The sequence below is a fragment of the Pseudomonas sp. 4CAES_32.4 genome (assembly GCF_058136335.1).
Genome location: NZ_CM176882.1, coordinates 2,505,397 through 2,528,733, shown reverse-complemented (window position 1 = coordinate 2,528,733; position 23,337 = coordinate 2,505,397). Strand labels below are relative to the sequence as shown.

Annotated in this window: 20 protein-coding genes; 9 read left to right on the top strand and 11 right to left on the bottom strand. The window is 60.5% G+C overall.

Going from position 1 to position 23,337, the window contains the following annotated elements:
• Positions 1–86 precede the first annotated feature (86 nt).
• The 3 genes from AC3Y64_RS11450 to AC3Y64_RS11440 all read right to left on the bottom strand — a co-directional run bounded on the left by AC3Y64_RS11450 (position 87) and on the right by AC3Y64_RS11440 (position 3,286).
• Positions 87–1,184, bottom strand: a complete 1,098-nt coding sequence (locus AC3Y64_RS11450) for an extracellular solute-binding protein (protein WP_489987522.1) — start codon at positions 1,182–1,184, stop codon at positions 87–89.
• A 2-nt stretch (positions 1,185–1,186) separates the two neighbouring features.
• Positions 1,187–2,302, bottom strand: a complete 1,116-nt coding sequence (aguA, locus tag AC3Y64_RS11445; protein WP_489987521.1) for an agmatine deiminase — start codon at positions 2,300–2,302, stop codon at positions 1,187–1,189.
• A gap of 99 nt (positions 2,303–2,401) precedes the next feature.
• Positions 2,402–3,286: a LysR substrate-binding domain-containing protein gene (locus tag AC3Y64_RS11440; protein WP_489987520.1), complete on the bottom strand. Its 885-nt coding sequence runs from the start codon at positions 3,284–3,286 to the stop codon at positions 2,402–2,404.
• A gap of 904 nt (positions 3,287–4,190) precedes the next feature.
• Here AC3Y64_RS11440 and AC3Y64_RS11435 point away from each other — a divergent pair.
• Positions 4,191–4,679 (top strand): GFA family protein, encoded by a 489-nt coding sequence (locus AC3Y64_RS11435; protein WP_489987519.1) that lies wholly within the window; start codon positions 4,191–4,193, stop codon positions 4,677–4,679.
• A 126-nt stretch (positions 4,680–4,805) separates the two neighbouring features.
• Here AC3Y64_RS11435 and AC3Y64_RS11430 read toward each other — a convergent pair whose 3' ends face one another.
• Together AC3Y64_RS11430 and AC3Y64_RS11425 are read right to left on the bottom strand one after the other, a co-directional pair.
• The gene (locus AC3Y64_RS11430) at positions 4,806–6,092 is read right to left on the bottom strand and encodes an ATP-binding protein (RefSeq protein ID WP_489987518.1); all 1,287 of its coding nucleotides are present in this window, start codon (positions 6,090–6,092) and stop codon (positions 4,806–4,808) included.
• Positions 6,093–6,800, bottom strand: a complete 708-nt coding sequence (locus tag AC3Y64_RS11425) for a winged helix-turn-helix domain-containing protein (RefSeq protein ID WP_489987517.1) — start codon at positions 6,798–6,800, stop codon at positions 6,093–6,095.
• A gap of 484 nt (positions 6,801–7,284) precedes the next feature.
• Between AC3Y64_RS11425 and AC3Y64_RS11420 the strand changes: the two genes are divergently transcribed.
• Entirely contained in the window at positions 7,285–7,659 is a 375-nt protein-coding gene (locus tag AC3Y64_RS11420; protein ID WP_489987516.1) for a DUF6124 family protein, read from the top strand.
• 198 nt (positions 7,660–7,857) lie between these two features.
• Here AC3Y64_RS11420 and AC3Y64_RS11415 read toward each other — a convergent pair whose 3' ends face one another.
• A complete protein-coding gene (locus AC3Y64_RS11415) occupies positions 7,858–8,466 on the bottom strand; it encodes a MiaE family protein (protein WP_489987515.1) in 609 nt (202 codons plus the stop codon).
• A 159-nt stretch (positions 8,467–8,625) separates the two neighbouring features.
• Here AC3Y64_RS11415 and AC3Y64_RS11410 point away from each other — a divergent pair, with 159 nt between their 5' ends.
• Complete coding sequence (locus AC3Y64_RS11410) at positions 8,626–9,489, top strand: universal stress protein (RefSeq protein WP_489987514.1); 864 nt, start codon at positions 8,626–8,628, stop codon at positions 9,487–9,489.
• A gap of 225 nt (positions 9,490–9,714) precedes the next feature.
• Here AC3Y64_RS11410 and AC3Y64_RS11405 read toward each other — a convergent pair whose 3' ends face one another.
• Complete coding sequence (locus AC3Y64_RS11405) at positions 9,715–10,185, bottom strand: DUF1289 domain-containing protein (protein ID WP_038366489.1); 471 nt, start codon at positions 10,183–10,185, stop codon at positions 9,715–9,717.
• 410 nt (positions 10,186–10,595) lie between these two features.
• Between AC3Y64_RS11405 and acnB the strand changes: the two genes are divergently transcribed.
• The gene (gene acnB, locus AC3Y64_RS11400; protein ID WP_489987949.1) at positions 10,596–13,205 is read left to right on the top strand and encodes a bifunctional aconitate hydratase 2/2-methylisocitrate dehydratase; all 2,610 of its coding nucleotides are present in this window, start codon (positions 10,596–10,598) and stop codon (positions 13,203–13,205) included.
• A 181-nt stretch (positions 13,206–13,386) separates the two neighbouring features.
• Here acnB and glsB read toward each other — a convergent pair whose 3' ends face one another.
• Together glsB and AC3Y64_RS11390 are read right to left on the bottom strand one after the other, a co-directional pair.
• Positions 13,387–14,295: a glutaminase B gene (gene glsB / locus AC3Y64_RS11395; protein WP_489987513.1), complete on the bottom strand. Its 909-nt coding sequence runs from the start codon at positions 14,293–14,295 to the stop codon at positions 13,387–13,389.
• A 645-nt stretch (positions 14,296–14,940) separates the two neighbouring features.
• Complete coding sequence (locus tag AC3Y64_RS11390) at positions 14,941–16,557, bottom strand: L,D-transpeptidase family protein (protein ID WP_489987512.1); 1,617 nt, start codon at positions 16,555–16,557, stop codon at positions 14,941–14,943.
• Positions 16,558–16,707: 150 nt separating this feature from the next.
• Between AC3Y64_RS11390 and AC3Y64_RS11385 the strand changes: the two genes are divergently transcribed.
• The 4 genes from AC3Y64_RS11385 (at position 16,708) to AC3Y64_RS11370 (ending at position 20,008) form a co-directional block, all read left to right on the top strand.
• Positions 16,708–17,421, top strand: coding sequence for a murein L,D-transpeptidase catalytic domain family protein (locus AC3Y64_RS11385; RefSeq protein ID WP_489987511.1), 714 nt, complete (start codon positions 16,708–16,710; stop codon positions 17,419–17,421).
• 254 nt (positions 17,422–17,675) lie between these two features.
• The gene (locus tag AC3Y64_RS11380) at positions 17,676–17,933 is read left to right on the top strand and encodes a DUF2790 domain-containing protein (RefSeq protein WP_489987510.1); all 258 of its coding nucleotides are present in this window, start codon (positions 17,676–17,678) and stop codon (positions 17,931–17,933) included.
• Positions 17,934–17,942: 9 nt separating this feature from the next.
• A complete protein-coding gene (locus AC3Y64_RS11375; protein WP_150647273.1) occupies positions 17,943–18,614 on the top strand; it encodes a heavy metal response regulator transcription factor in 672 nt (223 codons plus the stop codon).
• Positions 18,611–20,008 carry a heavy metal sensor histidine kinase gene (locus tag AC3Y64_RS11370; protein ID WP_489987509.1) on the top strand — a complete coding sequence of 466 codons (1,398 nt, stop codon included), beginning with the start codon at positions 18,611–18,613 and terminating at the stop codon, positions 20,006–20,008. Before AC3Y64_RS11375 ends, AC3Y64_RS11370 begins: the two co-directional genes overlap by 4 nt.
• Here the strand turns inward: AC3Y64_RS11370 and AC3Y64_RS11365 are convergent.
• A complete protein-coding gene (locus tag AC3Y64_RS11365; RefSeq protein ID WP_489987508.1) occupies positions 19,987–21,531 on the bottom strand; it encodes an MFS transporter in 1,545 nt (514 codons plus the stop codon). The genes AC3Y64_RS11370 and AC3Y64_RS11365 overlap by 22 nt on opposite strands.
• A 103-nt stretch (positions 21,532–21,634) precedes the next feature.
• On the opposite strand from AC3Y64_RS11365, the gene AC3Y64_RS11360 reads away from it, so the two are divergent.
• Complete coding sequence (locus tag AC3Y64_RS11360) at positions 21,635–22,522, top strand: LysR family transcriptional regulator (protein ID WP_489987507.1); 888 nt, start codon at positions 21,635–21,637, stop codon at positions 22,520–22,522.
• Here AC3Y64_RS11360 and AC3Y64_RS11355 read toward each other — a convergent pair.
• Entirely contained in the window at positions 22,519–23,139 is a 621-nt protein-coding gene (locus AC3Y64_RS11355) for a cell wall hydrolase (RefSeq protein WP_489987506.1), read from the bottom strand. The genes AC3Y64_RS11360 and AC3Y64_RS11355 overlap by 4 nt on opposite strands.
• Positions 23,140–23,337 lie beyond the last annotated feature (198 nt).

The following is a 23,337-nucleotide window of genomic DNA, read 5'->3' as shown; positions in this document are numbered from 1 at the left end:
AGCGAGAGACCCAGCGGCGGAAAAAATACCACCGGCCTGATCTGCCCGCGCAGCGGAACCAATTCAAAATACTTCCCCGCAGACGCTCACAAACCTGATTTCAACCGACTGAAGGCCCGGATCAACGCGCGGTTGAAGGCCTTGCCATTGTCGTTCTTGCTGTACAGCGAAGCCCGCACCTGTGCCGACGGATACGTCCCCGGATCATTGCGAATCGACGCGTCAACCAAGCCATCCGCCGCCGTGATCGCATTGGCGTAGTGAATGGTGTCGGTGATTGGCGCAATGACCTCGGGCGTCATCAGGTAATCCATCAACGCCAGACCCGCCTGCGGATGCGGTGCGTCCTTGGGCACGACCATGGCGTCGAACCAGATCAACGTGCCTTCCTTGGGAATCCGGTAGCTCAATTTAAACGGTTTGTTGGCCGCCTCGGCCTGACCGGCGGCAATCGCCACGTTGCCGTTCCACGACATTGCCACGCAGGTATTGCCATTGGCCAGGTCACTGATGTTCAGGTCGTTATCGAAGTAGCGGATATACGGGCGGATCTTCGCCAATTGCTGCTCGGCGAGTTTCAGGTCGTCGAGGTTCTGCCGGTTTATGTCCAGGCCCATGTACTTCATCACGGCGGCAAACACTTCGTTGGGATCGTTGAGCAGGCTCACGCCGCAATCGGCAAATTTCGACACCACCGCCGGGTCGAACAGCATCGCCCAACTGTCCCTCGGCGCATCCGGCAGGCGCTGCTTGATCGCTTCTTCCTGATAGCCCACTCCGGTGGTGCCCCAAGCGTAGATGCCGGCGTAGCGATTGCCCGGATCGAACACCGCCATGTGCTGCCGGAACTCTTCGCCGACCCCGGCAAAGTGCGGCACACGGGCCTTGTCCAGCGGTTGGATCGCACCGCTTTCGATGGCCCGCGACAGGTGCTGGCCGGCGGTCAGCACCAGGTCGTAGCCGCTGCGACCGGTGAGCAGTTTGGTCTCGACGGTTTCCAGTGAATCAAAGTGGTCGGCGACCACATGAATGCCGGTTTTCGCCTCGAAATTCTTCAAGGTATCCGGGGCCAGGTACTCGCCCCAGATGTACAGATTCACCACCGGTTTCGCGCTGTCGGCGGCCTGCACACACAAGGGTGCAAGCACCAGCAACAACGCTTGAGTCAGTTTGTGCAGGCGCATGCTCAGGCTCCTTTTTTCAGGCCGGCGTATTGCGGCATGGTGATGCATGCGACGTTGCCGCCGCCGAGAAGGATTTCCCGGGAGTTTTCGATGCCGACGATCTTGTGCTGCGGGAACAGTTCGGCCAGCGTCGCCATGGCGACCTTGTCGTTGCGATCACCGAACAGCGGCACGACGATCGAGCTGTTGCCGGCGTAATAGTTGATGTACGAGGCGCAGATTTTCGTGCCGGCCTGACGGGTGTGAGTGCTGTCCTGCTGATCGAGGCCGTCGGCTTCTTCGGCGGTCCATTCGAGCACGTCGGGTTGCGGCAGTTTGTGCACGATCAGCTCGCGACCACGGCTGTCGCGGGTGCTGCGCAGAATGTCGTAGGCCTCCTGATAGATTTCCCACTGCGGATCGTCGCGGTTGTCGGTCCATTGCAGCACCACTTCGCCGGGACGCACGAAGCAGGCGAGATCGTCGACATGGCCGTCGGTTTCGTCGAACTTGCAGCCACGTGGCAGCCAGATCACTTGTTCGGCACCGAGGTAATCAGTCAGGCGGCGGGTGACTTCGTCCTTGCCCAGATGCTGGTTGCGATTGCGATTGAGCAGGCATTGTTCGGTGGTGAGGATGCTGCCCTGGCCGTCGCTCTGGATGCCGCCGAGTTCGGCAATCAACGGTGCACGATAGCGGTCGAAACGTTCGATTTCGAGGATCTTGCTGGCGATCTGATCATCTTTGTCCCACGGGTAGTACAAGCCGCCGTCGAGGCCGCCGTAGGCGTTGAACTCGAAGTCGACGCCGCGCACTTCACCGCTCTGGTCGTTGACCACGAAGCATGGGCCGCTGTCACGAAACCAAGTGTCGTTGCAGGTCATTTCCACCACGCGCACTTGCGGCGGCAATTGACGGCGGGCGGTGGCGAATTGTGCGGCGGAGGCGCACACGGTGACCGGTTCGCTGTGGGAAATGGCGGTGACGATCTGCACCCAGACTTTCTGCGCAGGCTTGGCGCCGTTGCGCCAGACATCGGTGCGCTCCGGCCAGCCGAGCCAGCAGCCGGACTTGGTTTCGAATTCGCCGGGCAGACGGAAGCCGTCTTGTTTTGGGGTGGAGTCGAGCGAACGTGCCATGGTCAAACCTCGTCTTGGGGATGGGAATGACCACAGGCTACGGTCAGCGGCGGCAGGCCAGCCAACGATGATTATTGCGGAACAGTTGAATTAAATTCATCAATCGGCCAGTTGATCGTTGAACCATTCGAGCATCTGCGCCACCGCCGGGCGCTCCATGCGCACGCGTTCGCAGACCAACGCGTATTGGCCGAGCGCGGTCATGCTGGAGGTGAATGGCCGCACCAGACGACCACTCTGCAAGTCTTCCTGCGCGGTGAGGTTGTCGCCCATCGCTACGCCCTGCCCTTGCGCGGCGGCTTCCAGCGCCAGCCCGGCATGGGCGAAATACAATTGGCGCTCGGGGCGTTGATCGCCGGCATGGCTGGTCAGCCACGCGGTCCAGGTCTTGCCATCCTGATCGTCGTGCAGCAGGCAATGGCGGGCCAGGTCCTTTGGGGTTTTCAGCGTGCCTTGGTTGAACAGGCCGGGGCTGCACACCGGGAAGAATTGCAGCGCCGGCAACGGCCGGACGAAATAGGCGCTGCTGTCGACCGGGCCGGTGCCGTAGGTGATGGCGAGGTCGATGTCCTCGCCCGGCGCGCTCGCATCGATCGGCTGTTCGTAAAGGTGCAGCGTGATGTGCGGGTAGCGCGCGTAGAAATCGCTGAGGCGACTCATCAGCCACTTCTGCGCCAGTTCGGCGGTGACGGCGAGCCTGAGCACGGCCAGCGAGGACGGATCGCGCAGTTCGTCGCAGGCATCGCCGATCAGTTCGAAGGCCTGTTGCAGGCTTTGCATCAGGCGCCCGGCGGCGATGGTCGGACGGATCTGCCGGCCCTCGCGGATGAACAGCGAAACGCCGAGTTGTTCTTCGAGCTGGCGGATCTGATGGCTGACGGCACTGTCGGTGACGCACAATTCGGCGGCAGCACGGCCGAAATGCGCGTGACGGGCGGCGCATTCGAAGGTTCTGAGGGCGGCCAGTGAGGGTAATCGGCGCATGGGTGTTGATCCCTGTTTTTAGCCGGACATGCTGACCGCATGGGCGGTGGGCGTCCAGTAGCACCGCGTTATCGTTCATCGCTGGCAAGCCAGCTCCCACAAGGTTAGGTGTTGATTACAAGATCTGTGAGCGACATAAATCCTTGTGGGAGCTGGCTTGCCAGCGATGGGGCCAGCACATCCAACATCTTCATCGACTGACCCGCCGCCATCGCCAGCAGGGCTGGCTCCCACAGATTTTGTGTGGAATGAAGATTCTGTGTCCGCCCCCCACCCCTGTGGGAGCTAGCCCTGCTAGCGATGGCGCCAGCACATCCAACATCTTCATCGACTGACCCGCCGCCATCGCAAGCAGGGCTGGCTCCCACAGATTTTGTGTGGAATGAAGATTCTGCGTTCGACACCAACCCCTGTGGGAGCTAGCCCTGCTAGCGATGGCGCCAGCACATCCAACATCTTCATCGACTGACCCGCCGCCATCGCCAGCAGGGCTGGCTCCCACAGATTTTGTGTGGAATGAAGATCCTGTGTCCGGCACCAACCCCTGTGGAAGCTAGCCCTGCTAGTGATGGCGTCAGCACATCCAACATCTTCATCGACTGACCCGCCGCCATCGCCAGCAGGGCTGGCTCCCACAGGTTTTGTGTGGAATGAAGATTCTGTGTTCGGCACCAACCCCTGTGGGAGCTGGCTTGCCAGCGATGGGGCCAGCACATCCAACATCTTCATCGACTGACCCGCCGCCATCGCCAGCAGGGCTGGCTCCCACAGGTTTTGTGTGGAATGAAGATTCTGCGTTCGACACCAACCCCTGTGGGAGCTAGCCCTGCTAGCGATGGGGTCAGCATATTCACCGCAAATCTTCTAGGCTGAACCGAACCCAATCAGCCAACCGGAGGCCCCCATGCACCTCGAAGGCTCCTGCCACTGCGGCGCCGTGACATTCACCCTGACCAGCGCCCACCCCTACCCGTATCAACGCTGCTATTGCTCGATCTGCCGCAAGACCCAGGGCGGTGGCGGTTATGCGATCAACCTCGGCGGCGACGCGACCACGCTCAAGGTTCAGGGGCGCAAGAACATCACGATCTACCACGCCAAGATGAAAGAAGCAGGCGACAAACGCGCCCACCGCAGCAGCGCCGAACGACACTTCTGTGCCCTGTGCGGCAGCGGTTTGTGGCTGTTCAGCCCGCAATGGCCAGAGCTGATCCACCCGTTCGCCTCAGCCATTGACACCCCGCTGCCAGTACCGCCGGAGCACACCCATTTGATGCTTGGCTCAAAAGCGCCGTGGGTTGAGGTGGAGGCGAAAGCCAAAGATCAGCAGTTTGATGTGTATCCCGAAGAGTCCATTGCCCAGTGGCATGAGCGCCTCGGACTGGTTCGTTAGGCAGGAAACTGCAGTGGTTTTGATGGCCTCATCGCTAGCAGGGCTAGCTCCCACAGGTTCTGTGAACACCGCAAAACACTGTGGGAGCTAGCCCTGCTAGCGATAGAGCCAGCACCGACACCCTCATCAATCCAGATGCGCCCAAGTCATCCGAAACGACGCCCCGCCCCAAGGCGAATCACCCACTTCAACCTGCCCGCCATGGGACTGCGACACCCGCCGCACCAGTGCCAGCCCCAAACCAAAGCCACCGGTACGCCGATCACGGCTGGCATCCAGTCGCGAAAACGGCTCGAAAATCTTCTCCCGCCCATCGACCGGTACGCCCGGCCCATCATCGTTGACCTGCACCTGGTAATAATCGCCGTTGCGCACCAGCGTCACTTCTACCCGCTGCTCGGCGTAGCGAATCGCGTTACGCAACAGATTGATCACCGCCCGCGCCATGAAGCGTGGTTCGATGCGCACCGTGTCGAGCCGGCAATCGCCGATCAACAACTGCACGCCCGCCGCTTCCGCCTCCAGCGCCACGCTGCCGACCACGCTGTCGAGCCAATTGGCGGCCTGAATGTTTTCGCGTTTGATCACCGTCGCGCCGCGCTCAAGACTGGCGTAGGTCAGCAGCTCGGACACCATCTCTTCGAGCTCGCCAAGATCGGCGTACATGTCAGCAATCAGTTCACGACTCTGGCTCGCATCCGGCTGCTGCTTGAGCTGATCGAGTTCGAACGACAGCCGCGCAATCGGCGTGCGCAGTTCATGGGACACGGCGTTGGTCAGTTCGCGCTGATTGGCAATCAAGCCTTCGATGCGCGCCGCCATCAGGTTGAAGTGTTCAGCCAGGTCGCGGATGTTCGAGCGCTTGGACAACTGAATGCGCGCCGACAGATCGTTATCGCCAAAGCGCTCCGCCGCCAGCCGTAGCTTTTCCAGATCGCGCCAGTGCGGACGCACCCAGAAGAACAGGACGATTCCGATCACCACGGCAATCATCAAATACGCACCGACGATGTAGAACGGCATCAGACTCGGTTCGGCCGGCAAGCGAATGCTCAGCAGTTGCGGGCCGTCGTCAATCGCGGAAATGTACTGGGTGTACTTGTCGCGGATCACCAGCAGCCCTTGGGCCAGCTCGGATTTTTCCGCATCGCTGAGGTTCAGTTGAGCGCTATCAACCAGCGTCAGGCCCAAGCCGTAGTGCGGGCGGATCGAGGCGAGCTGTTGTTCCCGCACCGCACCGTCGAGGTCGCGCAGTTGTTGCGTCAATGTCCACGCCTGACCGCGCACCGCTTCACGGTTGTAATCGCGCTGCTGGTAATCGAGCAACGCATCGAACGTGCGCTCGACCGTCTGCAGCGCCAACACCAAGCCGACCGTCATCACCAGAAACAGGCCGAAAAATAACCGCAGCATCTACAACTCCCACGCGAACGGATTGAACAGATAACCCTTGCCCCACACAGTCTTGATGCACACCGGCTCGCGGGGATTGTCCTTGAGTTTGTTGCGCAACTTGCTGATGTACACGTCGACGCTGCGATTGAGCCCGTCGAAGGCAATGCCGCGCATACGGTTAAGGATCTCATCACGCGACAGGACGCTGCCCGCCGCACTCGCCAGCAACCACAGCAGCTCGAATTCCATGGTGGTCATTTCGATGACCTCCCCGGCCAGACGCACTTCGCGGCAACTGCGGTCGATCTTCAGGTTTCCGAATTCAAGAATGCTTACCACGCTGCTGTCCGGCACCTGGCGGCGTTGCAACGCACGCAATCGGGCCAGCAACACCGGCGGTTTGATCGGTTTGATCACATAGTCATCGGCCCCGGATTCCAGACCCAGAATGTGGTCGAGGTCGTCCTCCTTGGCCGTGAGAATCACGATGGGCGTGTCCGACACACTGCGAATCTCGCGGCACACCTGCAAACCGCTCTGCCCCGGCAACATCAGGTCGAGCACCACCACTTTCGGCTGGAACTCCAGAAAAGCTGCCACCGCCAGATCCCCGCGATGCACCGTGCGCACCGCGTAACCGTGTTGTGCGAGGAAGTGCGCGATCAACGCCGCCAGACGCTCATCGTCTTCCACCAGCAGGACTTTGCCAAAACCCAGGTTATCCATAACGACCGTCTGCCAACCGTGTGTAAAGAGGTCGGCATTATGGCGGCAATTGCCGACAAGGCGTTTACAGCGGGCAGCAAAAACCGGCCGCTGGGGCCGGTTTCTTGTGATGTTTCATACTCTTAAGAGTTTTTAACAATCAGGCACTTTTTGATTTTAAACACCCCTGTTTAGCGGAAACTTGCTGATACGCACGCAGGCTACACATCCTTGCGCCTTTGCCTACAGCTAAGCCAGAATCCGCCGGCTTGTGCGTCTTGGAGTCGGGTTTTATTGTGGGGCGGTCGCTGATGAATCAGCGATCGGGTCTCGCAGCCCGTCGATCTCTGGACGCACAACACCCGCGTTTTTTATGGCGGCTGTACGTGGGAGACCTTAGGGTCTGCCGGTTCTAGAGTCCCGGTCTGCGACCCGCGTATAGCTGCCACCTTCCTTTCGTATCGCAGCGAAATGTGGCGGCTCCATCGACTCTAGGAGCTTCACCATGATCAAACCAACACCCAACCCACCCGAAACCGACCCCACCTCCCCCTACCAATCCCTCGATTCCAACAAACTTCACGAAGCCGCCGACCGCGCCCTCGACCATTACCTCTGCCCACCCGGCTCCCCGCCGCCGCCACGTAAAACCCGCTCGATGTACGCCGTGACCGCTGACACAAAAAACGAAGAGCTGCTGGCCGATGCCAGCGCAACCCTCGCCTCGGCCAAAACCATCGCCCAGGATTTCGCCAACACGGCGCCCGCACCACAGCGCCGGGCGTTGTTGGGGATTGCGCAGTTGATCATGCTCGGGGAACTGGCGGTGAATCGGGCGCTGGATAATCTGGAGTTGGTGGGGGCTGTGAACAGTCACTGATCGCTGATCGTTCCCACGCGCAGTAAAGGAATACCTCAACGGACGCTCCGCGTTCGGCTCTGGAGGGGACGCGGAGCGTCCCGGGCTGCATTCCCACGCGGAGCGTGGGAACGATCATTCACCAGGCAGAAAAAACCCGCCATCCCAAGCAACCGGGACGGCGGGTTTTGTGGTTTCAGGCGCTGCGCTTTTTCGCTGTCAGCCCTGCGCTGGGACACCACTGTGAAAGCGAAACTCTTCGTCCGGTGATTCGATCAGCTCTTGCTCGGCGGCGCGGACTTTGTCGATCACCTGGGCAATGTCCTTCGCGTCACCGTACTGGTAGGCCAGCTTCAGATAGCCCTGAAAGTGCCGCGCCTCGCTCTTGAGCAAGCCAAAGTAAAACTTGCCCAGTTCCTCATCCAGGTGCGGCACCAGCGCTTCAAAGCGTTCGCAACTGCGCGCTTCGATAAACGCGCCGACCACCAGCGTATCCACCAATTTCACCGGTTCGTGGCTGCGCACCACTTTGCGCAGGCCGGAGGCATAGCGCCCGGCGTGCAGTTGGCGCAGTTCGATCTTGCGGCGTTTCATGATGCGCATGACTTGTTCGTGGTGCACCAGTTCTTCCCGGGCCAGGCGCGACATCATGTTGATCAGGTCAACATGGGAGTGATACTTGGCGATCAGGCTCAGGGCGGTGCTGGCGGCTTTGAATTCGCAGTTCTTGTGGTCGATCAGCAGGGTTTCCTGATCAGCCAGTGCGGCCTGGACCCAGGCGTCGGGGGTGCGGCAGCCAAGGAATTCGTGGATTTCGGGAAGGATCATGGGGCTCACGGCTAATGGTGTTCGAGCGAAGGGCGCCGATTATACCGGCCTGCCCGCAGACCACCAGCCGCGCGCGTTGATATGCGTCAAGTCGCGCACGTTCGGGCAGCAACTATAGTTGTGCAACGCCGTGCCTTTTCTTTGCTGGAGACTCCGCTCATGCAAGCCATTCGCAGCATTCTGGTGGTCATCGAACCCGAACATTCGGAAAGCCTGGCGCTCAAGCGCGCCAAGTTGATCGCGGGTGTGACCCAGGCTCATCTGCACCTGCTGGTGTGCGACAAGAAGCACGACCACGCCGGGATGCTCGGCGTGCTCAAATCCGCGCTGCTGGCGGACGGTTACAGCGTGACCACCGAGCAGGCGTGGAACGAGAGCCTGCACGAAACCATCATCGACGTGCAGCAGGCCGAGGGTTGCGGGTTGGTGATCAAACAGCATTTCCCCGACAGCTCACTGAAAAAAGCCCTGCTGACCCCGGCGGACTGGAAACTGTTGCGCCACTGCCCTACCCCGGTGCTGCTGGTGAAAACTCCCGGTTCGTGGAAGGACAAGGTGATTCTGGCGGCGGTGGACGTCGGCAATGCCGATGGCGAGCACCGGCATTTGCACACGACGATCATTGATCACGGCTACGACATTGCCAGTCTGGCCAAGGCGCATCTGCATGTGATCGCGGCGCATCCGTCACCGATGTTGTCGGCGGCGGACCCGACGCTGCAACTGAGCGAAACCATCGAAGCGCGTTATCGCGAGCAGTGCCGGGCGTTCCAGGCGGAATTTGATGTCGATGATGAACATCTGCACATCGAGGAAGGCCCGGCGGATGTGTTGATTCCGTTTATGGCGCACAAGCTGCAGGCGGCGGTGACGGTGATTGGCACGGTGGCGCGGACGGGGTTGTCGGGGGCTTTGATTGGTAATACGGCGGAAGTCGTGCTGGATGAACTGGAGAGCGATGTGCTGGTGCTAAAACCGCAGGAGGTTGAGGATCATTTGGTGGAGTTGGCGGTGAAGCATTAAAGATCAAAAGATCGCAGCCTGCGGCAGCTCCTACAGGTAGAACGCGTCACACAAACCTGTGGGAGCTGGCTTGCCAGCGATGAGGCCGGCACATGCAATATCAATATTGACTGAACTACCGCTATCGCTGGCAAGCCAGCTCCCACAGGTGCAGTTGCCATTCACATAAATGGCATTGCCATACCGTCTCTGTAGGAGCTGCGGCACGCTGCGATCTTTTGACCTTCAGGCGCCGAAGGCGTCCTTGAGAAATCCGGGGGCGATGTAGCGCTGGTAGTGCGCTTCCGACAGCAGGAAGAATTCCCGATCAATGGCATCGCGCAGTTCCGGCAGGTTCCAGTCGCGAAACTCGGGCAGCAACACCATGCCGTAGGCTTCCAGATTAATGATCACCCGCGCACCGCGAGCGATCAGCTGATAAGCCCAGCAATATTCCGACTGATGCGGCACGAAGCGGATCTTGCGCTGTTCGAGCTGTTCGCGCAGACGCGCCGAATCGAAAATCTCGACTTTGCCCGCCATCACTTGTGACAGCAATTGCTCCAGTCGCAACCACACCGCACGTTTTTCCTCCTCGTTGTACCCGTTCCAATGGATCACTTCGTGGTGGAAGCGCTTGCAGCCACGGCACACCAGATCGCCGTAAACAGTGGAGCAGAGGCCGACGCAGGGGGTCTTGATGGTCTGATTGGGCATAAGATAGGCAAAGGCACTGAAACGCGGAACAGGTCGGCATGTTAGCCCTTTGTCTAACATTCATCACCCCTCAAACTTCAGGGACGAACTTACCTTTAAATTTTTTTTGCCGTAGAATCAGCCAGCCTTTTAAGGCGCCAATGTCCGTTAGAAGCTGTTTTCAAAGCGTCACGAGCACAGTCGTTCCTTCAGAGCGGTGTTGGCGAAGGGTTTTTCCAGCGGGGAAAAGCCCATCGCCAACCCTCATCAGCTCCCCGTTCTGCAGGCGTAAAACTTTGAAAGCAGCTTCTGTAAGGAATGGTCGGTAATTCTGGCTAAGTGGCCCACAACGCCGCGCAGCGCATGAGTACGACCATTTCGGGATGAGCGTCCCGGACACCCATTTGGGACCACTGATGAGGGTAATAACTGTGCTTGAAGCCTACCGCAAACATATCGAAGAGCGTGCAGCCCTGGGTATCGTTCCCCAGCCGCTTAACGCCGAACAAACAGCAGGCCTGGTCGAGCTGCTGAAAAACCCTCCGGCTGGCGAAGAAGAATTTCTCGTTGACCTGATCACCAATCGCATTCCACCAGGCGTGGACGAAGCGGCCTATGTAAAAGCCGGCTTCCTGTCTGCACTGGCCAAGGGCGAAGTTTCCTCCCCTCTGCTGGACAAAAAGCGCGCTGTAGAACTGCTCGGCACCATGCAGGGCGGCTACAACATCGTGACCCTGGTTGACCTGCTGGACGACGCCGAGCTGGCGCCAGTCGCTGCCGCGCAACTCAAGCACACCCTGCTGATGTTCGATGCGTTCCACGACGTCGCGGAAAAAGCCAAGAACGGCAACGCTCACGCTAAAGCCGTGCTGCAATCCTGGGCTGACGGCGAGTGGTTCAAGAACCGCCCGACCCTGGCCGACAAGATCAGCCTGCGCGTGTTCAAAGTGACCGGCGAAACCAACACCGACGACCTGTCCCCTGCTCCTGATGCCTGGTCGCGTCCAGACATCCCGCTGCACGCCCTGGCCATGCTGAAAATGGCCCGTGACGGCATCGTTCCTGATCAGCAGGGCGCCATCGGCCCGATGAAGCAGATCGAAGAAATGCGCGGTCAAGGCTTCCCGATCGCCTACGTCGGTGACGTGGTCGGTACCGGTTCGTCGCGTAAATCGGCGACCAACTCGGTACTGTGGTTCTTCGGCGACGACGTTCCTTACGTGCCGAACAAGCGCGCTGGCGGTTTCTGCTTCGGCAGCAAAATCGCTCCGATCTTCTACAACACCATGGAAGATGCCGGCGCACTGCCAATCGAGTTCGACGTTTCCAACATGAACATGGGCGACGTGATCGACCTGTACCCGCATGCTGGCAAAGTCTGCAAACACGGCACCGACGAAGTCCTGACCACCTTCGAAATGAAGACTCCGGTGCTGTTGGACGAAGTTCGCGCTGGCGGCCGTATCCCGCTGATCATCGGCCGTGGCCTGACCGAGAAGGCTCGCGCCGAACTGGGTCTGCCACCGTTCGACCTGTTCAAGAAGCCTGATGCACCGATCGAAAGCACCAAGGGTTACACCCTGGCGCAGAAAATGGTCGGCAAGGCGTGCGGTCTGGCAGAAGGCAAAGGCATCCGTCCTGGCACCTACTGCGAACCGAAAATGACCACCGTGGGTTCTCAGGACACCACCGGTCCAATGACCCGTGACGAACTGAAAGACCTGGCGTGCCTGGGCTTCTCGGCTGATCTGGTGATGCAGTCCTTCTGCCACACCGCGGCGTATCCAAAGCCGATCGACGTGACCACCCACCACACCCTGCCTGACTTCATCATGACCCGCGGCGGTGTTTCCCTGCGTCCGGGCGACGGCATCATCCACTCGTGGCTGAACCGCATGCTGCTGCCAGACACCGTCGGTACCGGTGGTGACTCGCACACCCGTTTCCCGATGGGCATCTCGTTCCCTGCCGGTTCCGGTCTGGTTGCGTTTGCTGCGGCCACCGGCGTTATGCCGCTGGACATGCCGGAATCGATCCTGGTGCGCTTCAAAGGCAAAATGAAACCTGGCATCACCCTGCGTGACCTGGTTCATGCCATTCCTTACTTCGCTATCCAGAACGGTCTGCTGACCGTCGAGAAGAAAGGCAAGAAAAACGCCTTCTCCGGCCGCATCCTGGAAATCGAAGGTCTGGAAGGTCTGACCCTCGAGCAAGCGTTCGAACTGTCCGACGCCTCGGCCGAACGTTCGGCTGCCGGTTGCACCATCAAGCTGTCGAAAGAGTCGATCACCGAGTACCTGAACTCCAACATCACCCTGCTGCGCTGGATGATCGGCGAAGGCTACGGCGATGCGCGTACTCTGGAACGTCGTGCTCAAGCGATGGAAGCCTGGGTTGCCAACCCGGAACTGATGGAAGCCGATGCCGACGCCGAATACGCCGAAATCATCGAAATCGATCTGGCCGAGATCAGCGAGCCGGTACTGTGCGCGCCGAACGATCCGGACGACGCCCGTCTGCTGTCCAGCGTTGCTGGCGAGAAGATCGACGAAGTGTTCATCGGTTCGTGCATGACCAACATCGGTCACTTCCGCGCTGCCGGTAAGTTGCTGGATCAGGTCAAGGGTCAGCTGCCAACCCGTCTGTGGCTGTCGCCGCCGACCAAGATGGACGCTCACCAACTGACCGAAGAAGGCTACTACGGCATCTACGGCAAGGCTGGCGCACGCATGGAAATGCCAGGCTGCTCGCTGTGCATGGGTAACCAGGCACGTGTAGAGCCGAACGCGACCGTGGTTTCCACGTCCACCCGTAACTTCCCGAACCGTCTGGGCGACGGCGCGAACGTCTACCTGGCTTCGGCTGAGCTGGCGTCCGTGGCTTCGATCCTGGGTCGCCTGCCGACCGTCGAGGAGTACATGGAATACGCTGGCAAGATCGACAGCATGGCGGCCGATATCTACCGCTACCTGTCCTTCGACCAGATCGCCGAGTTCCGTGAAGCTGCTGCGAACGCCAATATCCCGGTCGTTCAAGCCTAACGTTACAACGCAATAAAAAACGCCGCCCATCGTGAGATGAGCGGCGTTTTTTTGTGCGCGACGTAACGCTTTCACTGTAGGAGTGAGCATGCTCGCGATAGCGTCGTGTCAGTCGATACAGATCTTTCTGATCCTCCGCTATCGCGAGCAGGCTCACTCCTACAGGGGGGCGGTGTCGTGTTCAGAACACCGACCAACCGATCCTTGAACTGAGCATTTCCAGCGCCGCCATCCCCGCCAGCGAATTACCCGCCGCATTCAATTCCGGCGACCACACGCACACGGTGAACTGCCCCGGGACCACCGCGACAATCCCGCCGCCGACCCCGCTCTTGCCTGGCAAGCCCACGCGGTAAGCGAAGTTGCCCGCCTCGTCATACAGCCCGCTGGTGGCCATGATCGAGTTGACCTGTTGAGTCTGACGGCGCGTCAGAATCTGCTCGCCGCTGTGTTTACAGAAACCATCGTTGGCCAGAAAGCAGAACGCCCGGGCCAGATCGATGCAGTTCATGCGCAGTGCGCAGTGGCTGAAATAGCTGCGCAATACCGCTTCGACATCGTTGTGAAAGTTGCCGAAGGACTGCATCAGATAGGCCATCGCCGCGTTGCGCGCACGGTGTTGGTATTCGGAGTCGGCGACTTTGCCATCGATCATGATCTGCGGATTGCCCGAGAGCCGCCGGACGAAATCACGCATCGACAGGGTCGGTGCGGCGAAGCGCGATTGGTTGATGTCGCAGATCACCAGCGCGCCGGCGTTGATGAACGGATTGCGCGGGCGGCCGCGTTCGAATTCCAATTGCACCAACGAGTTGAACGGCTGGCCGGAAGGTTCATGGCCGAGCCGCTCCCAGATCGCCTCACCGGAATGATCGATGGCCTGCACGAGGCTGAACACCTTGGAAATACTCTGCACCGAAAACGGCGTTTCAGCGTCACCGGCGCAATACATCTCGCCGTCGTTGCCATACACGGCAATGCCCAATTGATTGGCCGGCACGGTGCCGAGGGCAGGAATGTAGTCAGCCACCCTGCCCTGCCCGATCAGGGGCCGGACTGCGTCAAGGATCTCGTTCAACAGCGCTTGCATGCCGGGTTCCAGGTCTCGCCCCAAGGGATCGCGGGGACACTGGGGCTAGACGCTGCGCGGGGGAATCGAATCACACCTCATGACACTACAAATGCCCCAGTGGGAGCTTTTGTGAACGACACATAAACCTGTGGGAGCTAGCCCTGCTGGCGATGACGACGTATCAGACACAACGGATGTAACTGAATGTCCGCCATCGCTTGCAGGGCAAGCTCCCACACTGATCCGCGCTGTACTCGGATTTTGTGATCTACCCATAAACCTGTGGGAGCCAGCCCTGCTGGCGATGGCGGCGTGTCAGGCACCACGGATGCGACTGAACGACCGCCATCGCTTGCAGGGCAAGCTCCCACACTGATCGGCGCTGTACTCGGATTTTGTGATCGACATATAAACCTGTGAGAGCCAGCCCTGCTGGCGATGGCGGCGTGTCAGACACCACGGATGCGAATGAACGACCGCCATCGCTTGCAGGCCAAGCTCCCACACTGATCCGCGCTGTACTCGGATTTTGTAATCGACACATAAACCTGTGGGAGCCAGCCCTGCTGGCGATAGCGGAGCGTCAGATACTACGGCTGCGACTGAACGACCGCCATCGCTTGCAGGGCAAGCTCCCACAGGGGAATGGTGATTGGCTGGAGGTCAGTGCGCGCGGTCGAGGCCGGCGAGCACGGCGCTGTCGCGGCTGTAGATGTCCGGTGCGTATTGCACGTGGCCGTCGTTGCCGACCTGCGCGGTCCAGTAGGTCATCAGGATCGGCACCGGTGCTGACAGGCGAAATTCGTGGGTGGTGCCGGTTGCCAGCAGCGTGTCGGTGCGGGCCTTCTCCGCCGGGCTGAGCAGCAGATCACGCAACTGCAGCGGATGCTCGACGCGCACGCAACCGGAGCTGAACGCGCGCGGGCCTTTGTCGAACAGCGCCTTGCTCGGCGTGTCGTGCAGGTACACCGAGAACGGGTTGGGAAAACGGATGACCATTTGCCCCAGCGGATTGCGCGGCCCGGCGTCCTGACGCAAGAGGATGTTGCCGGGATTGTCCCAATCGACGTCTGCCGCCGCGATGGGCTGACCGTTAGCGTCGAGCACCTGCAGGTTCTGCCGACTGAGGAACGTCTGGTCCTTGCGGATGGCTGGCAGCTTGTCTTCTTTCCAGATGGTCGGCGGCACCGTCCAGGTCGGGTTCAGTGTCAGGCGCGTAACACGGGATTTGAGCAGCGGTGTCTGGCGCTCGGCGCGACCGACCTGAGTGCGGGTCTGCCACACCACCTGGCCGCCCTGATAGAGGCTCAATTCGGCAGCGGCGACGTTGACCAGCAAGCCGTCCGGCTCCATGTCCTGAGCCATCCAGCGGAAGCGCTCGAGATTGACCCGCAACTGTTCGCGGCGGGTCAGCGGGCTGATATTCAGTTCAGCAATCGTCCCCGGCCCGACCACGCCGTCGGCCTGCAACGAATGATTGGCCTGAAAGTTTTTCACTGCGTCCACCAGCACACCGCTGTAGGCATTGTCCGGCGTGCCGATGGCGTGGGTCAGGTAACCTTCGTTGAACAAGCGCTGGGCCAGTTGCGGCACGCGTTTGTCTTCCATTGAAGGACGCAGCAACGGGCCGTCGCCGACCGATTGCCATTGCGGCAGGGCTTTCTGGCGTTGCGCGGCATACAACTGACGCAGGTTTTGATATTGCGCCAGACGCGGGCGGGCCAGATCGAACGCCGCCGTAATGTCATGCATGCCCGGCACGGCAATAGCCAACAATTCCGCCTGACGGTCACGCGGGGTCGTGTCGGCATGCCAAAGCGGTTCGAAGTGTGATTGCAACAGACGGCCGTAATGCAAATCCTGCAGGGCCTGGAGGTAGTAGCGACTGATTTCGATGTCGGCGCACAACTCGCCGTCCTGCGGCGGTACGGCGGCGACCGGGTAGCGTTTCGGATTGAGGCCATCGTCGGCCAACAGCTGCAATTGCGTGTGCAAGGCCGGCAAACGTGCAGTCTCACTCGCCCACACCGGCATCCAGTCCTGCTGTTCATAGAACGCTTGCAACTGGGTCAGCGCCGGGCCGTTTAGCTGCGTGCCAATTGCCGGGCAGGCCTGAGGCAGGCTGATCAATACCGCCTGCAACGGACTTTGCGGCTCGACGGGCATTTCGGCCGGTGGCGTCGGCAGCGTCTGCAAGGGCGGCAGCGGCTCATCGGCACAAGCGACAAACGGCGCAGCGATCAGACAAATGCTCAAGTAGCATGCGTACTTTTTGAACAACTGCTTTACTCCAATCCATGGCCGTCCAGATGACGGTCAACCTTACATCAGGTGCGCTGAACAGTCAGGTTCGATCTACGAGCTTGCGGGTAACGACTGGGAGTCAGGAGCCAAAGTGCCAAATAAGTAGCAAGTGAGGACACTTTATAAATGTTGACGTTTTTGCGCCGACTTCTGCAGACCACCGCGACCCTCGTCGTTGTGTCCAGTCCAGTTTTTGCCGCCGGCAATCTATCGCCGGTTCTCTACACCAGCCTCGCGCACGCCGCGCCAGAACTCAATCCCCAGGCGCTGAAAGGTGCTCTGAACGCCATGCAGTGTGCGGTCAACAACGGGGCGAAACCGTCGCGCCACCTGGCGATCATCGATTATTCGCAACCGTCGACTGAACGTCGCCTGTGGATTTTCGACCTGAGCAAACAGAAGTTGGTTCTACGCGATCTGGTCGCCCACGGTTCCAATTCCGGGGAAAACTTCGCCACGCAGTTTTCCAACCGTGAAGGCAGTTATCAGTCCAGTCTCGGTTTGTTCCGCACCCAGGAAAGTTACAGCGGCGCCCACGGCTATTCGTTGCGCATGGACGGTCTGGAGCCGGGTTTCAATGACATGGCTCGCGATCGCGCCATCGTCATTCACGCCGCCAGTTACGTGAATCCGCTGTGGAGCAAAAAACAGGGGCGCATCGGTCGCAGCCAGGGCTGCCCGGCGGTGCGTCCGCAGATTGCCAAACAGGTGATCGATCGCCTGAAGAATGGCCAGTTCATGTTTTCGTGGTATCCGGATCAGCGCTGGTTGAAGTCCTCGCCATATTTGAACTGCCAGCCGCAGCAGGTGGCGAGCATTCTCAGTACGCACGCTAGCTAACGGCACACCCTATAACCCTGTGGGAGCTGGCTTGCCAGCGATAGCGGTGGATCAGTCAATGAAAACTTTGACTGTGCCGGCCTCATCGCTGGCAAGCCAGCTCCCACAGGGTTAGCGTTGAGTCTGCAAAGTCTTCGCACACCGTTTCATTACAACTTTGTCATTCAGCTGTCGGTTTGCCGTGCGGATCGCTCGGTAGCCTGAAGTTGTCCCGGCGCCAATGCCGATCAACTCCGACCACTGAGTGACTGACCATGAAAACCCTCCTGCTCGCCTTCACCGCCCTCCTCGCCACCGGTTCCGCGTTTGCCGCCAACATGCCCGATACCGCGGTGATTCATGACAAAACCGGCTTCTATGTGCATCTGGATGTCGACAAAGTTCTGTCCAGCACTGATATTTCACAAGCGTGCGGTGTGATGCCGGCGCAATTGAATTACCTCGACCATCAGGGCCGCGAACATGTGCTGGACTATCAGGTACAAGGCAGCGGCTGCATCAATGACAATTGAGACTGATCGATGAATATTCTGGTTGTCGAAGACGAGCCCAAGGCTGGCAATTACCTGCTCAACGGTTTGCAGGAATTGGGCTACAGCGTCAGTCTGGCGCGCAACGGCGCCGATGGTTTGCACCTGGCGCTGGAACACAGCTTCGACGTGATCGTGCTCGATGTGATGATGCCCAAGATGGATGGCTGGGAAGTCCTGCGCCGGCTGCGCAAGGAAGCCGACACGCCGGTGCTGTTCCTCACCGCCCGCGACGACATCGCCGACCGCGTCAAAGGCCTGGAACTGGGCGCCGACGATTACCTGATCAAACCGTTTTCGTTTGCTGAACTGGTGGCGCGCCTGCGCACCCTGACCCGTCGTGGCCCGATCCATGAGGACGAGCAGCTGCAAGTGGCCGACCTGCAGATCGACGTGCTCAAACGCCGCGTGACCCGCGCCGGGGTGCGCATCACTCTGACCAACAAGGAATTCGCCCTGCTGCAATTGTTCGCCACCCACACCGGGCAAGTGCTGGCGCGCTCGCTGATTGCTTCGCGGGTGTGGGACATGAATTTCGACAGTGACACCAACGTGGTCGATGTCGCCGTGCGCCGCTTGCGCGCAAAAATCGATGATCCGTTCCAGCTCAAGTTGATCCACAGCGTGCGCGGCATCGGCTACCGCTTTGATACTCAGCCATGAATACTCAAAAAACCTACTCCCTGACCCTGCGTTTGGCCTTGGTGTTCGCCCTGCTCGCCTTCGCTTCGCTGGCCGGCCTCGGCGCGGCGCTGTACGGCCAACTGGAGGAGCAACTGATTCGGCGCGATGACATCTCGCTGGTCAGTCGCGTCGATCAGTTGCGCACGTTCCTCAACGACAGCAACACGCTGGAGCTGATCAAGAACAAACCGGCGCTGTTCCAGAACATGCTCGGCAACCGCGAAGCCTTGCTGACCATTGGCGCACCGGGGCAGCCGCCGTTGCTGGTAGTCAATCCCGGTAATCTGAGCACGCCGCAACTGCCCGCCGTGCCGATCAACCACACGATGACGTTGAACGACGTGCAGCACTTGCCTAGCGTCAACGGTGTGCCGTTTTCTGCCGTCGCTGCGGCCATCGATTCCGGCGAACTGGGCAATCTGCAAGTGACCACCGGACGACTGATGAGCGAACGCACGGCGATGCTCGCCAACTACCGCTTGAGCGTTTATGGCCTGGCGACATTGGCGGCGCTGGTGCTCGCGGTGATTGGTTGTCTGCTGGTGTATCGCGGTTTGCTGCCGCTGCGCCGGTTGGCCAAACACGCTCACGGCATCGGCGTCGGCAACCTCGGCGAACGCCTCCACAGCCACGGTGCGCCTCGCGAACTGCTGCCGATGATCGACGCCTTCAACGCCATGCTTGATCGCCTCGGTAAGGGCTTTGCGCAGTTGAGCCAGGTGTCCACCGACATGGCTCACGAACTGCGCACGCCGATCAACAACCTGCTCGGCGAAACCCAGGTCGCCCTGCATCAGAACCGCAGCGTCGAGGCTTATCAGCAGTTGCTCGCCTCCAATGTCGAAGAGCTGGAGCGGCTGACGCGTATGCTCGACAACATGCTGTTTCTGGCGCGCACCGACCCGGCGAGCGCCTTGAGCCAGCGTCAGGAACTGGACGCGGCGGAAGAGATGCAGCGGATCGCCGATTACTTTGAAGGGTTGGCGGCGGACGTCGGCGTGAGCATTGAGGCGCGCGGCAGCGGAGTGATCTGGGCCGAGCCGATGCTATTGCGCCGGGCGCTGGCCAATTTGTGCGCGAATGCGATCAAGTACGGCGCGGCGGATTCGACGCTGCAGGTGGAAGCGATTGCCGAGCCGGACGGCAGTTATTTGCGGGTGCGCAACCACGGCGCGACGATTGCGCCGGAACATCTGGCGCGGTTGTTCGAGCGCTTCTACCGCGTCGACCAATCCCGCGAGCGCTCGGCGCAATCCAACGGTCTGGGCCTGTCGATCGTCGCGACCATCATGCAGTTGCATCAGGGGCGCTACAGCGTCAGCAGCGAGGATGGCGTTACTTGCTTTGAACTCTACTTCCCCGCCCGCCAATGATCTTGATCGACTGTTCCGCCGTCATCGCTGGCAAGCCAGCTCCCACAGGGTTTTGGTTTGGCCAGAGACCTGGATTCAGCGCCGATCATTGTGGGAGCTGGCTTGCCAGCGATGAGGCCAGCACCTACAACACCTTCGTCGGCAGATAGTTCGCTATCGCTCGCACCTTTGAACTGCACTCGGCTGATGATCAGCGCTATCAGCATCAACGCCACCGCCACAGTGAAAGTCATGTGAAAACCGCTGCCGATAACAGCAGCAGGCGCCTGCGTCGGATCCCCCGCCGCCAGCGCAAACACCGCCCCCATCACCGCCGCGCCGGTAATCAAGCCAAGGTTGCGCGCCAGACCGAGCATCGCCGAAACCACCCCACGCTGATCCTGACTGACACCGGCCATCAATCCGGTGTTGTTGGCCGCCTGGAACAGCGCGTAGCTGACAGCAACCACCATGATCGGCAGCACGTAACCGGGCAATCCGAGCGTCATCGGCACGGCCGCCAACAATCCGCAACCGCAGGCCATTCCAAGCAATGCGCCGGGCACGATCCGGTGCGCACCGAAGCGATCCACCAGACGTCCCGCCGGCACGCCGCTCAGCGCGGACAACAACGGCCCGACGGACAACGCCACTCCGACCATCGTGCTGCTGAGGCCCAATCCCCGGTGCAGGTAAAACGGCCCGACCACCAGCGTGGTCATCATCACCGTGGTCACCAGCAATGTCAGCGCCAGGCTGCTGCTCAGTCGCACATCGCTGAACAGTGACAACCGAATCAGCGGCGATTTGGCCTTCATCTCGACCACGATAAACAATCCCGCGCCGCACAGGCTGGCCAGCAGCAGCGGTAACAGCAGACCTTCAAGCGTCATCGCCAGCGCATAAGCCGTCAGCGTCAGCACCAACACTGCGCTGCCAGAAAAATCGAACGCGGCACGCGGGCCTGTCGCCCGATCCGCCGGCAGAAAGCGGTACACCAGCCAGATATTCAGCAAGCCCAATGGCACGTTGAGCAAAAAAATCGACTGCCAACCCACATGCGTCATCAACAGCCCGCCCAGCGACGGCCCGAGACTGGTGCCCGTCGCCGACATCGTTGCCAGCAGCCCCATCGCACTGCCCGCCCGCGATTTGGGCACGGCGTCTGACACCAGTGCCACGGTCAACGCGAACATGATCGCCGCGCCGACGCCTTGTACCGCCCGTGCGCCGATCAGCCAACCCAGCCCCGGCGCCAACGCGCAGGCCAACGAAGCGCTGGAAAAAATACCAATCCCGATCAGCAGCAAGCGCCGCCGCCCCACGCCATCCCCCAGACGTCCGACGCTGACAATCAACGTGGTGACCGCCAGCAAATACGCCAGAACGATCCACTGCACCTGTTGAAACGTTGCTTCAAACGCCGATGCGAGAATCGGTAACCCGGCGTTGGCAATGCTGGTGTCCAGTGACGGCATCAACATCGACAAGGCCAGACTGGTCAGCGCCCAGCGGGCGGGAGTGCTCAGGGATTCTCGGGGCATGGCGGGCTCACAGTGCAAAGGTGACCCGCCATAGCCTGAGCCTCGACAACACACGGCGCAAGACGCATGCTTTGCACTCCATACCTGCATGGAACGCCATGTCATGACTGCCCCGGATCTGAACCTGCTGATCACCCTCGACGTCTTGCTGCGCGAAGGCAGCGTCGCCCGCGCCGCCAAATGCCTGCGGTTGAGCCCGTCGGCGATGAGTCGTGCCCTCGCCCGTCTGCGCGAAACCACTGGCGATCCGTTGCTGGTTCGGGCGGGACGAGGTCTGGTGCCAACGCCGCGCGCATTGGAGTTACGCGAGCGGGTCAGTCATCTGGTGCAGGACGCCGAGGCGGTTTTGCGTCCGGCCGAGGTGCTCGATCCTGGCCGTTTGCAACGCACTTTCACCCTGCGCAACACCGACGGTTTTGTCGAAACCTTTGCCGCCGCCCTGCTCGCGCGCATCGCTCAAGAGGCGCCCGGCGTCCGCCTGCGCTTTGTGCAGAAAGCCGACAAGGACAGCATGCCGTTGCGCGAAGGCCGCGTCGATCTGGAAACCGGTGTGGTCGACGACACGACCGATCCGACCCTGCACAGCCGCATCCTGTTTCGGGATCAGTGGATCGGTGTGGTGCGTGAGGGGCATTCTTTGAGTTCGGGAAAAGTCACCAGCAAGCGTTTTGCCGGCGGCGAGCACATTCTCATTTCACGACGCGGGCGCAGCAGCGGCCCGGTCGATGAGGCATTGCTCGCGCTCGGGCTGACGCGGGACATCGTCACCTCATTCGGCGGATTCTCGGCGGCCCTGACGCTGGTGCGCGAATCCGACTTGATCGCCACGGTCCCGCAGCGCCACACCAGCAAACTGCGCACGGGCCTGCACAGTTTCGCCCTGCCCTTCGCGATGCCGGACATCAGTGTGTCGATGCTCTGGCATCCGCGCATGGACGCCGATCCGGCGCATCGCTGGTTGCGCGATTGCGTGCGGGAAGTCTGCGCCTAGCGCGCATCCCCGCCAGCAGGTTTGTAGAAGAGGAATTTGCCGGTTTCGGCGGTCTTGCGGTATTCCTTGGCCCAACTCGGATGAACGTTGCGGTCATGGAAATACAGTGCGCCGTTGGTGCGATCCTTGAGCTGGCGGTTCAGCGCCTTGCCGGCGATTTCCTTGGCCAGCGCATATTCGGCATCCTCTTTGACCTGATCAGCCTTGCCATCGCACCACCAGGAAAACTGGCAGCTCTTGGTTTCCGAGCCTTGTTTGACCACCGCGCAGACCGTGTCGGGGAAACCTTCATGGCCGAGGCGATTCATCACCACACTGGCCACGGCTTCCATTTCCGGGGTGTCTCTGCCCTTGGCTTCCCAGTAGATACTGCGCGCCAGACAGGTGAGCGGATCGTCCAGCGGCGCGGCGCCGGCCGGGTCTACCGCTTGCGCTTCGGTGGGGGTGATGGCTTCGGATTTCGGTGCAGGCGCGGCGCTGACTTGGTCGGCGGCTTTTTCCTCCAGCACCTGGGCTTTCTCTTCCGCCTTCGCTTTGATCGGGGCCTGATCGGTGGCCCATGCGGAGCCTGCCAACAAGGTCAATACGAGACAACCCGCCAAGCCTTTCAATCCCATGTCTGTTCTTCCGGCAGCGCCCGAGTCGGGCAAGGTGTTACGTCGGGGAGACGCCCGGTTCCCGGGGTCTTCGGTGAGTGTAGACGGCAAATCGCCCGATAAAGTTGCGCAGAAAAAACCGACGAAGGAAGAAAAAGACATTGCATCCACCCGGGGCCTTTCGCGCATCATGGGCGCATTCAGCTCAAGGGAGATTTC

Bases quoted from the DNA above. Each gene is read 5' to 3' on its own strand.
- AC3Y64_RS11450 (WP_489987522.1), bottom strand. From the start codon at position 1,184: ATGCGCCTGCACAAACTGACTCAAGCGTTGTTGCTGGTGCTTGCACCC.
- aguA (WP_489987521.1), bottom strand. From the start codon at position 2,302: ATGGCACGTTCGCTCGACTCCACCCCAAAACAAGACGGCTTCCGTCTG.
- AC3Y64_RS11440 (WP_489987520.1), bottom strand. From the start codon at position 3,286: ATGCGCCGATTACCCTCACTGGCCGCCCTCAGAACCTTCGAATGCGCC.
- AC3Y64_RS11435 (WP_489987519.1), top strand. From the start codon at position 4,191: ATGCACCTCGAAGGCTCCTGCCACTGCGGCGCCGTGACATTCACCCTG.
- AC3Y64_RS11430 (WP_489987518.1), bottom strand. From the start codon at position 6,092: ATGCTGCGGTTATTTTTCGGCCTGTTTCTGGTGATGACGGTCGGCTTG.
- AC3Y64_RS11425 (WP_489987517.1), bottom strand. From the start codon at position 6,800: ATGGATAACCTGGGTTTTGGCAAAGTCCTGCTGGTGGAAGACGATGAG.
- AC3Y64_RS11420 (WP_489987516.1), top strand. From the start codon at position 7,285: ATGATCAAACCAACACCCAACCCACCCGAAACCGACCCCACCTCCCCC.
- AC3Y64_RS11415 (WP_489987515.1), bottom strand. From the start codon at position 8,466: ATGATCCTTCCCGAAATCCACGAATTCCTTGGCTGCCGCACCCCCGAC.
- AC3Y64_RS11410 (WP_489987514.1), top strand. From the start codon at position 8,626: ATGCAAGCCATTCGCAGCATTCTGGTGGTCATCGAACCCGAACATTCG.
- AC3Y64_RS11405 (WP_038366489.1), bottom strand. From the start codon at position 10,185: ATGCCCAATCAGACCATCAAGACCCCCTGCGTCGGCCTCTGCTCCACT.
- glsB (WP_489987513.1), bottom strand. From the start codon at position 14,295: ATGCAAGCGCTGTTGAACGAGATCCTTGACGCAGTCCGGCCCCTGATC.
- AC3Y64_RS11385 (WP_489987511.1), top strand. From the start codon at position 16,708: ATGTTGACGTTTTTGCGCCGACTTCTGCAGACCACCGCGACCCTCGTC.
- AC3Y64_RS11380 (WP_489987510.1), top strand. From the start codon at position 17,676: ATGAAAACCCTCCTGCTCGCCTTCACCGCCCTCCTCGCCACCGGTTCC.
- AC3Y64_RS11375 (WP_150647273.1), top strand. From the start codon at position 17,943: ATGAATATTCTGGTTGTCGAAGACGAGCCCAAGGCTGGCAATTACCTG.
- AC3Y64_RS11370 (WP_489987509.1), top strand. From the start codon at position 18,611: ATGAATACTCAAAAAACCTACTCCCTGACCCTGCGTTTGGCCTTGGTG.
- AC3Y64_RS11365 (WP_489987508.1), bottom strand. From the start codon at position 21,531: ATGCCCCGAGAATCCCTGAGCACTCCCGCCCGCTGGGCGCTGACCAGT.
- AC3Y64_RS11360 (WP_489987507.1), top strand. From the start codon at position 21,635: ATGACTGCCCCGGATCTGAACCTGCTGATCACCCTCGACGTCTTGCTG.
- AC3Y64_RS11355 (WP_489987506.1), bottom strand. From the start codon at position 23,139: ATGGGATTGAAAGGCTTGGCGGGTTGTCTCGTATTGACCTTGTTGGCA.